Source organism: Streptomyces endocoffeicus, from assembly GCF_016741935.1.
Taxonomy (GTDB): Bacteria; Actinomycetota; Actinomycetes; order Streptomycetales; family Streptomycetaceae; genus Streptomyces; species Streptomyces endocoffeicus.
In genome coordinates, this window is sequence record NZ_JAERRG010000011.1 from 293,610 (window position 1) to 306,881 (window position 13,272).

Consider the following 13,272-nt stretch of genomic DNA (forward strand, 5'->3'; position numbering starts at 1 on the left):
TGGGGCGCGTGGGCGTTGAGGTGGCCGGGCGTAGGGCACGCCTCGTCGCGGCGTACGGTGGAGCGATGAGCCCTCGCACCCCCGTACGGCGCGTGGTGTCCCTCGTGCCCTCGCTCACCGAGGCGGTCGCCGCCACCGCGCCGGAGCTGCTCGTCGGGGCGACCGACTGGTGCACCCATCCGCCCGGCCTCACCGCGGAGCGGATCGGCGGCACCAAGAACCCCGACACCGCCCGGATCGCCGCCCTCGCCCCCGACCTGGTGATCGCCAACGAGGAGGAGAACCGCCCCTCCGACCTCGCCGCGCTGCGCGCCGCCGGTCTCGAGGTCCTGGTGACCGAAGTGCGCACCCTGGAGCAGGCGTTCACCGAGCTGGAGCGGGTCCTGGTGCGCGGCTGCGGACTGGCCCGGCCCGGCTGGCTGGACGAGGCCGAGGCCGCCTGGGCGGACGTACGGGCCGGAGGCCCGGTGCGGCACGCCGTCGTACCGGTGTGGCGGCGTCCGTGGATGGTGCTGGGCCGGGACACCTTCGCCGGTGACGTCCTGGCCCGGCTGGGCGTACGGCACCTCTACAGCGCGCATCCCGAGCGTTATCCGCGGATCCCGATCCAGGAGCTGACGGCGGGGGAGGCGGATCTGGTGGTGCTGCCCGACGAGCCGTACCGCTTCACGGCCGACGACGGCCCCGAGGCGTTCCCCGGCTGCCCGGCTGCCCTGGTCAGCGGCCGTCACCTCACCTGGTACGGCCCCTCGCTGGCGGAGGCGCCCGCCGTCCTTACGGCCGCGTTGGCGGCGGCGCGCTGACTGTATGAGGGCCGGGCGCGGCCTCAGGCCCGCGCGTAGTCGGCGAGGGCCGGTTCGAGCAGGGCGAACGCCCGGGTGGCCTCCGGTTCGAGGATCGCCGTGATCTCCGGGTTGGTGTGCCCCGCGAGCGTGAGGTCCAGAATCCGGCGGAACAGGACGCGATGGACCCCGGTGAGCAGGGACGCGGCCGTGCGCGCGGTGATGTCACCGGGGGCGGCGTCGGTCGCCGCGGCGAGAGCGACGGCCAGGGCCTGTTCGCGCTGGTCGTGCAGGCCGCGCAGACAGGCCGAGAGAGTGGGGCTCTCCGCGATCATGCGGGTGAACTCCGGCCCGGCGAAACCGGCGACCGGATCATGCGCGGCGACGGCGGTGAGAAAGGCGCGCCGCAGGGCCACGAAGGCGGATTCGCCGGGCTCCCGGGCGGCTACGGCGCGGGCCAGGCCGGTGACGAACTCGTCCTGGTGGTCGAGGGCCAGATCCTCCTTGCGCGGGAAGTAGTTGGTCACCGTCTTCTTGGCCACGCGCGCGGCGTCGGCGATCTCGGCGATGGTGGTGCGCTCGAAGCCCTGCGCCATGAAGAGCCCCGTGGCCCGGTCGGAGATCAACTGCCGCGTCTCACGCTTCTTGGCCTCGCGCAGGCCGGTGGCCGCGGGGTCCGTCGTGGTGCTCGACTCGATATCCATGACCCCAAATCTTACCCTCGTAGCATATTTATGTTGACGCGCAATACGCGACGATCCTAACTTTGCGTCCGCCGTAACTTTTCCTCGCGAGGGAGATGAGCCCGCCTCCCCGGTGAGCCCGCTTCCCCGGTGAGCCTGCCTCCCCGGTGAGCCCGCTGCCCCGCGAGTCCCGACCACCCACGACGGAGGACCGTTTGCCGAACGTCATCGCCGTTCCCATGCCGCCCGAGGCGGCCCGAGCGGTCCGCGACCGCCCCGACGCGCTGATCGCCGCCCCGCTCCCGGACGACGCCGAGGTGCGGGGCGACTGGATCCGCGCGCCCGGCGCCCGCGGCGGCGCGGTGATCTATGTGCATGGCGGGGGGTTCGCCCATACGATGCCCGAGGCCGAGCGGGTGATGGCCTATCGGCTGTCGAAGGCGACCGGACGCCCCGCCCTGCGGGTGGACTACCGGCTGGCGCCCGAACACCCGTATCCCGCGGCGCTCGAGGACGTGCTGGCCGCCTGGCGCGGTGTGCTGGACGAGGGCGTCCCGGCCGCCGAGGTCGTTCTCGCCGGGGAGTCGGCCGGGGCCACGCTGGTGCTCTCCGCCCTGCTGGAGATCCAGCGGACCGGCGGTCCGCGGCCCGGTGCCGCGATCGTGGTCTCACCCGTCACCGACTTCGCCCTTACGGGTGCGTCGATCGCCGCCAACGACGGTAAGGACGTACTGAGCCGGGCCGCGCTGGGCTCCATAAGCGCCCAGTACCTGGCCGGCGCGCCCGCCGACCGGGCCCCGCAGTCGCCGCTGTACGGGGATCCGCGCGGGCTGCCGCCGCTGCTGATCGCCGTCGGCACGGACGAGGTGCTCCTGGACGACGCCCGCCGCTTCGCCGAGGCGGCGGAAGCCGCCGGGGTGAGCGTGCGCCTGGAGGAGTACGAGGGCCTGCCGCACGCCTTCCACCTGTCCGAGCCGGGCGAGGTGCTGCTGGACCGGATCGGCCGGTGGCTCGCCGACCCGGTCCGCGTCTTCACCGTCAGCGACCCGGACGCGGGCCCCTACGCGCTCACCGACGGCCCCGACGGCGCCCTGTGGTACACGCTGGTACACCAGGGCGCGATCGGCCGCAGGGACGCCGACGGCCGGATCACCGTCCACTCCGTCGGAGCCAAGCCGACGATGATCGCCCAAGGGCCCGATGGCGCCCTGTGGTTCAGCGAGTACGGCACCCACCGCATCGGCCGGATCGCGGTGGACGGCACGACCTCCTCCTTCGCCCCGCCGACCGCCGACGGCGGGCCGTACGGGATCGCCGCGGGCCCGGACGGGGCCATATGGTTCACGCTGTCGGCCGCCGACCGCATCGGGCGGATCGCGATGGACGGCGACATCACCGAGTACCCCGCTCCCGGAGCCTTCCCGTCCGCCATGGCGGCGGGGCCCGACGGCGCCATGTGGTTCACCCTCAACCAGGGCAACGCCATCGGCCGGATCACCATGGACGGCCGGACGACCGCCCACCCCCTGCCGACCGAGGCAGCCGCGCCGGTGGGCCTCGCCCAAGGGCCGGACGGCGCCCTGTGGTTCACCGAGATCGGCGCGGGCCAGATCGGCCGCATCACGGTTGACGGCACCGTCACCGAGTACCCGCTGCCCGACCGGCAGGCCCGGCCACACGCCATCACCAGCGGCCCGGACGGGGCGCTGTGGTTCACCGAATGGGGCCGCGGCGGAGTCGGGCGCATCACCACGGACGGCCGGATCACGGCGTACGACCTGCCCCGGGCCGACTGCGAACCGCACGGCATCGCCGCGCACGACGGCGCGCTGTGGTGCGCCCTGGAGACGGGAGCCCTGGCCAGGATCGACGTCCCCCGCTGACCTTTCCGGACACCTGGCTCGGCGTGGCCCTCGGCGGGCACGCGGGCCGGGGGCCGGCGCAAGGACGAGGCCGGGCGGGCCGGAGGCCGGGCATAGGCCTCCGGCCAGGCACGGGCGGGCCGGAGGCCGGAGGCCGGGCTGAGGCGGGCCAGGAGCCGAAGCCCCCGCCCCGCCCCCCAACACCCTCAGCCGTCCACCGAGCAGCAGGAGTCACGCCGCAGCAGCCGCCCCACCTCCAGCCACTCATCCGCCGACTTCCCGTGCGGTGCCGCCGCGGCACCGGCCCCGGGGAAGGACTCGACCAGCTCGCGCTGCTCGTACGGCACCCCGCCCCGCAGCACCGACACCGTCCGTACCAGCGTGTCGAAGTCCGTGAAGGGATCGCCGTCCACGACGGTCAGGTCCGCCAGCTTGCCGACCTCCAGGGTGCCCAGGTCGCGGTCGGCGCCGAAGGCCCGTGCCGGGAGGACGGTCGCCGTGCGCAGCGCCTCCTCCGGCGACAGCCCGAACCGGTGCAGGGCGCGCAGCGCCATGTGCAGATGGAGGCCCACCGGCACCAGCGGCTGGTCCGTCCCCAGGGCCACCACCCCGCCCCCGGCGAGGATCCGCTGGTAGACCCCGATCTCTATGCGCAGCGTGTTCAGCTGGTCCGAGGTCGGGGGCGCTCCGGCGAGCTGCCGTACGAGCGCGGTGTCCCACGGCGGCATCAGCCGGGTGACCCGCTCGTCCTCCGCCAGCGAGGGGTCCGCCCCGACCAGGGGCGAGGCCGTGAACGGCGTGGCGATGAGCCGGAAGTCGGAGGTCGCGGTGTAGATCTCCGCCAGGTCCTGCTGGGAGTGCCCGGTCGCCGTCGTGGCGTGGCCGTACTCCAGCCGCTGGGTGGCCTGCAGATGCGTCGTCAGGTCCTGCCCGAGCTGTATGCCGGGTGAGCACAGATGGCTGCCGGTGCGCACGCCGAGCCGCTCATGCGCGAACCGGGCCGCCTCCTCCATGATCCAACCCGGTGCGCGCACATACGTCTTGACGAAGTCCCAGTCGAGCGCGGCACCGCGCGCCAGGGATCGCCGCAGCCCCTCGCGGGTGCGATGCGCCCGGCCCATGCTGTACGCGACGCGCGGCCCGTCCAGCAGCTCGCCGGTGGCCAGCAGCCGCGGCCCGGCCAGGGCGCCCGCCGCGACGGCCTCCCTGAGGCGCGCCTGCTCATAGGCGAACCCGCCGAGGGAGACCGCGGTGGTGATGCCGTACGCGAGCTGAAGGGCGGTCTGACGGCCGCCATAGGTGTACTGCCAGGGGTGGGTGTGGGCGTCCCACAGCCCGGGGATGACGGTGCGGCCGGAGGCGTCGACGCGCCGCTTCGCGGGCCGCCCGGCCCGGTGCTCCGCCACGGCCGCGATGCGTCCGCCGCGCACCACGATGTCCACGTCCTCACGGACCGTGCCGCCCTTACGGCCGTCACGACCGGCTCCGCCGCCCTCGCCGCCGGTGCCGTCCCAGAACCGCCCGGCGTGGACGACGGTGTCCGCGGGGCGCGGCCGCCGGTGGTCCAGCGGGACACGGACCGTCCGGGCGGTGCCGCTCTTGACGTCCAGCAGCCGCAGCCGGCCCGCCGACAGATACAGGACGCTGCGGGAGTCCCCGGACCAGGAGGGGTGGTCGGCGGCCTCGTCGGTCAGCCGGCGCGGCGCGCCGTCGGGGGTGCCATCCGCCCTTACCGGCAGCAGCCACAGGGCGGACTCGACGATGAGCGCCATATGGCGGCCATCGGGGGACCAGACCGGTCCGGAGTCATAGCGGTCGGAGAGAGAGGTGTGCGGTGCGACGGCGTGCTGCCTGGCCGCGCCCGTGCTGACGTCGATCACCCGGATCAGGTTGTAGCCCTCGCGGAACCGTTGGTTCAGGCGATTGCGATCGCACAGGGCGACATAGCGCCCGTCGGGCGACCAGCTCGGCCGGCCCGGCAGCCCCCCGGCGCCCATCGGCGCGGCGAGCACCCGTTCCGTACCGGCGTCGAGATCGCGCAGAACCAGGTTTCCCGACATGTCGACACTGGCGAGCCGCTTGCCGTCGGGGGAGAGCGCCGGATGCACCCGGCCACCGGAGGCCAGCACGGTCTCCTCGCCCGAGGCCAGGTCCCGGCGGCGCACGGCCAGCAGCCCGTCGCGGTCGTCGGCGTACACCAGGGCGCGCCCGTCGGGCGTCCAGGTGGGAGCCAGCAGATACCGGGTGGGGGCCGCCCGTACGACCCGGCGCGGGGCCCGGCCGCCGGAGACATCGGCGACCCAGAGGGAGTTGAGGGCGGCGAAGGCCACCTTACGGCCGTCGGGAGAGAGCGCGGGCAGATGCAGCCCGCGCACCGGCCGCACCCCGCCACCGTCGAAGTCGTACCGCTTGACGCGATACCGGGGCCGGTCGACGGGGAGGGTGGCGGAGAAGGGGATCTCCTCGTAGGCAAGCGCCTTACGGTCACCACCCTCACCGGCGCGCCCGGCCCGGGCGGTGTTCTCGCCGGCAGCGTCTCCCTCGGCGCCGGACCGCATCGCCGAGGGCACCCGGAACACCCGGAACCGCCCGTCCACGGTGAGCAGCAGCTCATCCCGCGACACCCAACGGGGCGGCACGGGCTGCACATCGCCCGTGATCGCCGCCGGCTCCCCGTTCACGACCAGCGTGCAGGAGGCGGCGGGAGCGGCCGTGGTGCGCAGATAGGCGAGATGGCCGCCCGCCGACACGGACGGCGTCATCACCTGGGCGTTGGCGGTGGGATCCGTGTGCTCGGCCGTGACCGGTCCGGTGCCGTCGGCCCGTACGGAGGCCACCGTACGGGCGTTCAGCGCCGTCCCGGCGAGCGCTCCGCGCACGAACAGCACCCGCTCGCCGTCCGCCGACCAGGTGGGGTCGAAGTCCTCCCATGCGCCGTCCTGGAGTGGCCCGTCCTGGCCGTCCATTCCGGTGAGCCGGGTGAGCTCACCGCTGGCCACCTCCAGCACCCAGATCCGGTACGGGCTGCCCGCCACGGGGTCGCCGCCGCGCTCGGAGGCGAAGGCGATCCGGGTGCCGTCGGGCGACCAGGCCGGACCGCGGTCGTCCCACGGCCCGTCCGTTCGCTGCCGCAAACCGGAGCCGTCGGGCCGCAGCGTCCAGATATGAAATCCGCCGCCCCGGTAGGCGCAGACGGCCAGCAGCTTTCCATCGGGGGAGTACACCGGCCGGGTGGGCTCCAGATCGGCCGGTGTGAGCGCGACGGCCTCGCCACCCTTACGGGCGACCGACCACAGGACGTTCTGGACCTCGGCGATCAGGCGGTCGCCGGACGGGGAGAGGGTCGCCGCGCCGTTGGTGGCGGCGGTGAAGGAGAGCGAGCCCGCCCGGGCCGGTGCGGCGGCGGCCGTCTCGAAGGGCAGGGTGGCCGCGGTGGCAGCGGCGGTCCCCACGGCGGCGGCCTGCAGAAAGCGCCGCCGCGACAGGGCGAAAACATCCGCTGTGGCGGGCGAACCGGAAGCGTCCGTCGAATCAAGGGAGTTGGGCGACCCGGAAGTGCCTCTCGAACCTGGGGAGTTGGGGGAGCTGGTGGAGAGCGAAGCGTCGTGCGAGTCCAACGGTCCTCCTGGAACAAGGGAGTTGTATGGATCGGCAGTCGATACGCGGTACCAAGCCCTTGATCGTTACACACCCCGCGCCCCGGAGGACAGGACCGCGTCGATGCCCTTGGCTTGCGGGCCAGGCAAAGGGAGAGTGGGCTTCCAACGCACGAGATCATTCGCACCAGATCATGCGCACCAGATCGATTCGCACCAGATCGATTCGAGCCAGGAGATGAGACGGCATGCCCGACGGCGGTATCACCCACCGCACCGACCATCTGCCCATGCCCGACGGTGTGCGGGTCGTGACCTACAGCTGGCTGCCGGAGAACGGCGCCGTGCGCGCGATCGTCCAGATCGCCCACGGCGCCGCGGAGCACGCCCGGCGCTACGACCGGTTCGCCCGCTTCCTCGCCGCCCACGGGTATGCGGTGGTCGCCTCGGACCATCGCGGCCACGGAGCCACCGCCGATTCGACGGGCGGCTTCGGCGTCGTGGGCGAGGAGGGCGACGGCTGGCGGGCGATCGTCTCGGACCTGCGCGCCATCGGCGACCGCGCGCGGGCCGCGCACCCCCGCGCGCCCCTGGTCCTGCTCGGCCACAGCATGGGCTCGATGCTGGCCCGCGACTGCGCCCAGGAGTACGGCGAGGAGCTGGCCGGGCTGATCCTCTCCGGGACCTTCCGCTCACTCCCGGGTACCGAGACCGAGGAGGCGCTGGCGGGCATCGCCCAGGAGATCGCGGAACGGGGCCGGAACGAGCGGTCCACCTTCACCCCGACCCTCTTCGCCTCGTTCAACGACCCGTACGAGCACATCCAGGACCGGACCGGTTTCGAGTGGCTGTCGCGCGACGCGGCGGAGGTGGCCACGTACGCGGGGGACGAGCGGTGCGGCTTCGCGTTCAGCGCCGGGCTGTCCCAGGACTGGGTCCGTGGCGTCCGTAAGATCAACGACCCGCGCCACCAGGCCCGTATCCCGGCCGGGCTGCCGGTGCATGTGGCGGTGGGCACCGAGGACCCGTGCAACCAGGGGATGACGCTCGTCTACGAACTCCTGGAGGACTTCCGCTACGGCGGCACGCGGGAGCTGACCTGGAGGGGGTACCAGGGGGCCCGGCACGAGATCCTGAACGAGACCAACCGGGACGAGGTCCAGCAGGACCTGCTGACCTGGCTGGAAAAGCACATCTGAACGTCGAATTCGGGCCTCACCGCAGGAAGGCGGAGATCCGCTCGCGCAACGCCACCGGATCCAGCCCCTGCCCCGCGAGATGCTCGTCGATCGTGCCGTAGCGGCGCAGCTCGCGCCGGGGAATGCCCAGGCCGAGCACCCGATGCGGGCGATCGGCGAGCGCGTCGTTCACGGCGGCGGTCGAGGTGCCCGCGAGATACGGCTCGACCAGCACGACATCGACGCCACCCGCCGCCGCCCCCGCGGCGGTACGCACCGCGGGCTCATCGAAGGGCCGCACAGTCGTGGCGTAGAGCACGGTGACGTCGAGCCCCTCGACGGCCGTAAGGACGTCATCGAGCATCGGCCCAACCGCGATCACCACACCGCGGCGCCCCTCCCGTACGGTCAGGAAGTGGCCGGGGACGATGTCCCGCGGGGCGGAGTTGGAGTGCGCCGACAGCCGTACGTACACCGAGTCGTCACCGGCCGCGGCCGCGTCCCGCAGCAGGGTCTCGGCCTCGTCCGGATGGCCGGGCACATGGACGGTCCAGCCGTCGAGCGTGTCCAGCAGGGCCACATCGCCGGGCGCCATATGGGTGTAGCCGCCCGCCGGCCAGTCGTACGAACCGGCCGCGCTCACCAGCACCCCGCCCACGCCCTGATGCCCGAAGTCCAGCTTGACCTGCTCAAAGGGTCGCTCGATCAGAAAGCTGGCGAAGGTGTGCAGAACCGGCCGCATCCCGGTCAGGGCCAGTCCACCGCCGACGCCGACCAGCAGCTGCTCGCGGATGCCTACATTGATCACCCGGTCGGGATGCGCCCGGGCCGCGTCCGTGAAGCCGTCCTTACCGATCTCGGCCAGCACGACGGCCAGCCGGGGATCGCCGTCCAGGAGACGGGAGACGACGGAGGCGAAACGCTCACGCATGGTGTCCATGAGAACAGTCCCTCTCACTCTGGAATCGCATCAGACCTTGGCCTCGACCCGGGCCACCACGACATGCGGCCGCCCCGGGTGCGACGCGGTGTACGCCTCGTACAGCGCCTCGTGATCACGCCCGTCCACGGTCGCCGTGGACCACCCCGCGGCCTTGAAGCGCGCGGCGATGCCCCCGGGCCGCCCATGGCTGGCGGAGGCGTTGTCGATAACAACCGCGTGCAACCGCTCCAGCCCCACGGCCCCGGCGTACGCGATCGCCTCGTGATTGCTGCCCTCGTCCAGCTCGGCATCACCAATGAGCACCCAGACCACCGCCCCGGAGACCCCCTGCGCCCCCAACCCGAGCGCACTCCCCACGGCCAGCGGCAACCCATGCCCGAGCGACCCACTGCTGATCTCGACCCCCGGCACCAGCACCCGATCCGGATGGTGCCCCAGCGGCGAGTCATACGCCCCGAACCCCGCCAGCAGCGACTCGGGAAAGAACCCCTTGGCGGCAAGCACCGCGTAGTACGCCATCGGCCCATGCCCCTTGGACAGCAAAAACCGATCCCGCTCCGGCGCCTCCCCGCCCTCCGCCGAAACCCGCAGCACACGGTCGTAGAGCACCCAGAGCGCGTCCAGCGTCGAGGTAGCGGCCGGCCCGTGTTTCTCGTCCCCGGTCATCAGACTCATCAGCCGAGGAAGATCGTCGTACCCGTACCCGGTGTGAACGTCAGTGAAGGTCATGCTCCGAGCGTGCAACTTAAACCAAACTTCAAGTCAAGCCCTTGCGCGCGCCGCCCCTCGCCTCCCCGGGTGACAGTGTGCAATGACCCGACCCCACTAGGTGAACACCCCAGCTGGTCCCGCCGGACTCCCGACCTCCGCCCGGGGTGGCAGCGACCATTCCCTGAAGTGCGGTATTGTTCTTCATGCGCGGTCGGCGAGGGAGAGCCCAAGCCGAACGAGCACCGGGACGTGGCGCAGCTTGGTAGCGCACTTGACTGGGGGTCAAGGGGTCGCAGGTTCAAATCCTGTCGTCCCGACCAGCGTTTTCGCAGGTCGGAGGTCGTTTCCTCGAAGTGAGGGAACGACCTTTCTGACGTTTTGTCGGCTTGTGGTCGCAAGGTGGTCGCATGCCCCCGAGCGTTTCGGGGCCGGGCTGCTGTAACTCGTGGCTTCTGTGGGCCGTCTGATGATGGTCACCTGGTTGTGCCGTTTCGGAATGTGGTCGCAGTGTGGTCGCGCTGCCGGTATGGGCTGTGGGGGAGTGGTCGGCCGGGCGGCCTGGGTGAGGGTTTTGTCGATGGCGTCAACTGCTGCGCGTGCTGCTTGCGCGGTGAGGTGGCTGTAGATGTTCGCGGTGGTGGACAGTGTCGAGTGGCGCAGGGTTTTCGAGACCACGGTCAGTGGGACGCTGGCGTTGATCGAGATGGTGGCCGCGAGGTGGCGGAGGTCGTGAAGTGTTGTGCGGGGGACGTGGGCGTCTCGGCACAGTAGGTGGAAGCGGTTGAGTGCGTATTGCGGGTGGAGCGGCCTGCCGTCGGGTTGGTGGAAGACGAAGTCGCCCCGGAGCCCCTGCGCTGTCGAGGAACACTTCTCCCGGGCACGGTGGCGGAGGGCGGTGGCGACGCGGTCGGAGACGGCGACCCAGTTCTTGCTACCGCGGGTCTTGGGCGTGGTCAGCGCGAGCTGGTTGTTGTCGATCGCGGAGAGCGTGCGGCGTATATAGAGGACGCGCTCATCGAGGTGGACGTCCTCCCAGCGCAGTCCGAGAGCTTCTCCCTTGCGGATGCCGGTGCCGATCAGCAGCTCGACCAAGTCGGCCATGAGCGGGTCGACCGTATGGCTGTACCGCAGGAAGGCGAGGGCTTCCTGGACGGTCCAGATGTGGCGTTCGGCTGCCGCGGGGCGGGGGATGATCGTGGGCCGGGCGGGGTTCCGGTCGAGGCGATGGTGTCTGACGGCCTCGCCCAGCGCGCTGGAGAGGGTGGCCAGGATCCGGTGAACGGTGACCGGCCCGCGGCCGTGGGCGAACTGGTTCCGTACGAAGGCGGCGATGTGTGCGTAGCCGAGGTCGTCGAGCTTGATGTGTCCGAGGGCGGGGACGAGGTCGGCCTGGACGTAGGCGCGATAGCGGGCCATGGTGGTCGGTTTCAGAGTTATGGCCTTGGCCTGGAGCCAGGCAGTTAGGTAGTCGCCGACCGTCTGGCTCGGATCGGCGAAGAACCCCTCGCCGTCGCTGGCGACCAGCCGCTGCATGGCCTCCGAGGCATCGTTCTGCGTGGGGAAGCCGCCGCGGCGAACGGTACGGCGGTGATGAGCAGGCGAGGGGAGATCGACGGCAAAGGTCCAGGTGCCGTGATCAGGCTCGTCAGGGAGCCGTGGGCAGCGCGAGCCGAGCTGCTTGTCCCGCTGGTCCCGGCAGCCGCACCGGCGGTAGACACGCCCGCGAGCCGTGGCGGAGCGCATGATGATCGCTTCCAAAAGTTGCACATTGAACCGCTACGCCCATTGTCGCTCACGGCCTGGGTAATCCTGCGACCACATGCGACCACAATAGGATCTGTGGCCCTCCTGACCTGCGGCGATCCCCTGGTGGGGCGAACAAGTGCGGGGTAGCCAGTGCTCATGCGTGGGAAGCACGTTACCTCGAAAAAAGTGTGCCAAATGCGCAGACGATCACGACCAGTCAGCCCCCTGTATGTTGATCTTGTGATCGCCGTCTGAGGCGCATAACCATTCTGTGTTGCTGTGCTGCGTAACCGGGCCACGCCTCTCGGCAGCCACCGCGCGGTTGATAGGACGCTTGTCGCGGTCCTCGGCCACCCCACAGGACCGCCACGGACCCTACGTGCCGGACTGGCAGGCGCAGCTTTTGTGATCCTCGATCGCCTGGGCGGACGACCGTCGCGCCCTGCCCCAGGGCATGCCACACCTTCGCGTTCACCGGGTTGCGATCCTCTCGGGTGGATGAGGACATCGGCCCGGTGGCGTGCGGGCTCGCCCACGCCCGCAGATTGCAAACCCTCTCGAGTGGATGAGCACCGAGGGCGGTGGGCTCGCTCCAGCGCATGCCGGTGCCGAGTTGCGAACCTTATCGGGTGGATAAGGAACGCCGAGGCGGTGGCGGCATGACCGTGAACCCGTCCGTGTTGCGAACCCTCTTGGGTGAATGACGACCGCGATGCCGTATGCCCGTTGGGTGGAGTACGGCACATTGCGAGCCCTCTTGGGTGAATGACGACGCCAATACCGAGCCGCGTGACAGTGGTCTGTACATCGTGTTGCGAACCTTCTCGGGTGGATGAGGACACCAGGACACCTACGCCGCGCTGCGCCAGTACCTGTTGCGAACCCTCTCGGGTGGATGAGGACGCCGTGCCGCTACTGCGGCGCCGACACCAACCTCCGGTTGCGAACCCTCTCGGGTGGATCAGGACCCGTGACCACGCAGTTCTTCGCCTGGAACGACCTCCCGTTGCGAACCCTCCACGGCTGATAAGGACAGGTGCATCGGCCGTGTACTGGCGCTGGAACGGGAGTTGCGAACCCTCCAGGGCTGATGAGGACTATGTGGGTGGACTACGTCAAGAACGTGGTCTACATGTTGCGAACCCCACTTGGGCGAATAACGACCTCATCCTGCCCGGACGCCAGACCCCCAAGGTGATGTTGCGAACCCTCTTGGGTGGATGACGACACGAGGGTGCCATTCTCGCTCGAGACGGGGTGCATCCGTTGCGAACCCTCTCGAGTGGATGAGGACGTCCAGCAGCAGTGGGGGCTGGGGTATGCCCCGTCGTTGCGAACCCTCTCGGGTAGATGAGGACCCGCTGCCCCGAGGGCCACGGACACACCCGGCGCGTGTTGCGAACCCTCTTGGGTGGATGAGGACATCGGCGGCCTCGTCCGACTCCTGAGGGAGCACGGGTTGCGAACCCTCTTGGGCGGATGACGACTGCAGGCGCCGACGTGCGACCCAGACCCGGTTGCGGGGTTGCGAACCCGCTCGGGTGGATGAGGCCGCGCTCCGGCCGTTCCTCTGCGGCACGCAAGACGTGTTGCGAACCCATTCGGGTGGGGATGAGGACCACCGATATCCAGGCGCTCCCCCAGGGCACCCCGGACATGTTGCGAACCCTCTCGGGTGGATGAGAACTCGCCACGGCGCCACAAGGCGTCCACCATCGCGTGTGGTTGCGAACCCTCTCGGGTGGATAAGGACACGGGCCGCCCTCGAGGA

8 protein-coding genes, 1 tRNA gene, 1 pseudogene and 1 CRISPR repeat array (1 of these 11 cut by a window edge) are annotated in these 13,272 nt (G+C 71.0%); of the genes and pseudogenes, 5 read left to right on the forward strand and 5 right to left on the reverse strand.

The window, feature by feature from the left end; genetic code table 11:
- Window positions 1-65: 65 nt before the first annotated feature.
- On the forward strand, window positions 66-803 hold the full coding sequence (locus JK364_RS27235) for a helical backbone metal receptor (RefSeq protein ID WP_201853941.1): 738 nt from the start codon (window positions 66-68) through the stop codon (window positions 801-803).
- 23 nt (window positions 804-826) lie between these two features.
- On the opposite strand, the gene JK364_RS27240 is transcribed toward JK364_RS27235, so the two are convergent.
- Entirely contained in the window at window positions 827-1,486 is a 660-nt protein-coding gene (locus JK364_RS27240) for a TetR/AcrR family transcriptional regulator (RefSeq protein ID WP_201853942.1), read from the reverse strand.
- Window positions 1,487-1,704: 218 nt separating this feature from the next.
- Between JK364_RS27240 and JK364_RS55560 the strand changes: the two are divergent.
- Together JK364_RS55560 and JK364_RS55565 are read left to right on the forward strand one after the other, a co-directional pair.
- A pseudogene (locus JK364_RS55560) lies at window positions 1,705-2,418 on the forward strand (alpha/beta hydrolase fold domain-containing protein); the annotation flags it as partial.
- A gap of 33 nt (window positions 2,419-2,451) precedes the next feature.
- Complete coding sequence (locus JK364_RS55565; RefSeq protein WP_443732265.1) at window positions 2,452-3,348, forward strand: Vgb family protein; 897 nt, start codon at window positions 2,452-2,454, stop codon at window positions 3,346-3,348.
- 185 nt (window positions 3,349-3,533) lie between these two features.
- Here JK364_RS55565 and JK364_RS27250 read toward each other — a convergent pair whose 3' ends face one another.
- Entirely contained in the window at window positions 3,534-6,812 is a 3,279-nt protein-coding gene (locus JK364_RS27250) for an amidohydrolase family protein (protein WP_201853993.1), read from the reverse strand.
- Between the two features lie 359 nt (window positions 6,813-7,171).
- Between JK364_RS27250 and JK364_RS27255 the strand changes: the two genes are divergently transcribed.
- Window positions 7,172-8,122, forward strand: coding sequence for an alpha/beta fold hydrolase (locus JK364_RS27255; protein ID WP_201853944.1), 951 nt, complete (start codon window positions 7,172-7,174; stop codon window positions 8,120-8,122).
- A 16-nt stretch (window positions 8,123-8,138) separates the two neighbouring features.
- Here JK364_RS27255 and JK364_RS27260 read toward each other — a convergent pair whose 3' ends face one another.
- Both JK364_RS27260 and JK364_RS27265 read right to left on the reverse strand, forming a co-directional pair.
- On the reverse strand, window positions 8,139-9,041 hold the full coding sequence (locus JK364_RS27260; protein WP_201853945.1) for a transketolase family protein: 903 nt from the start codon (window positions 9,039-9,041) through the stop codon (window positions 8,139-8,141).
- Between the two features lie 30 nt (window positions 9,042-9,071).
- Window positions 9,072-9,773, reverse strand: a complete 702-nt coding sequence (locus JK364_RS27265; RefSeq protein WP_201853946.1) for a thiamine pyrophosphate-binding protein — start codon at window positions 9,771-9,773, stop codon at window positions 9,072-9,074.
- A 225-nt stretch (window positions 9,774-9,998) separates the two neighbouring features.
- Here JK364_RS27265 and JK364_RS27270 point away from each other — a divergent pair.
- A tRNA-Pro gene (locus JK364_RS27270) sits at window positions 9,999-10,075 on the forward strand.
- Here JK364_RS27270 and JK364_RS27275 read toward each other — a convergent pair.
- A complete protein-coding gene (locus JK364_RS27275; protein ID WP_201853947.1) occupies window positions 10,038-11,288 on the reverse strand; it encodes a tyrosine-type recombinase/integrase in 1,251 nt (416 codons plus the stop codon). The two genes, JK364_RS27270 and JK364_RS27275, sit on opposite strands and share 38 nt — an antisense overlap.
- 1,871 nt (window positions 11,289-13,159) lie before the next feature.
- A CRISPR array of direct repeats spans window positions 13,160-13,272; the repeat unit is 30 nt; it runs 307 nt beyond the window's last position.

What these genes read in the sequence shown, in the direction of transcription:
- JK364_RS27235 (WP_201853941.1), top strand. Translation starts at nt 66, where the DNA reads ATGAGCCCTCGCACCCCCGTACGGCGCGTGGTGTCCCTCGTGCCCTCG.
- JK364_RS27240 (WP_201853942.1), bottom strand. Translation starts at nt 1,486, where the DNA reads ATGGATATCGAGTCGAGCACCACGACGGACCCCGCGGCCACCGGCCTG.
- JK364_RS27255 (WP_201853944.1), top strand. Translation starts at nt 7,172, where the DNA reads ATGCCCGACGGCGGTATCACCCACCGCACCGACCATCTGCCCATGCCC.
- JK364_RS27260 (WP_201853945.1), bottom strand. Translation starts at nt 9,041, where the DNA reads ATGGACACCATGCGTGAGCGTTTCGCCTCCGTCGTCTCCCGTCTCCTG.
- JK364_RS27265 (WP_201853946.1), bottom strand. Translation starts at nt 9,773, where the DNA reads ATGACCTTCACTGACGTTCACACCGGGTACGGGTACGACGATCTTCCT.
- JK364_RS27275 (WP_201853947.1), bottom strand. Translation starts at nt 11,288, where the DNA reads ATGCAGCGGCTGGTCGCCAGCGACGGCGAGGGGTTCTTCGCCGATCCG.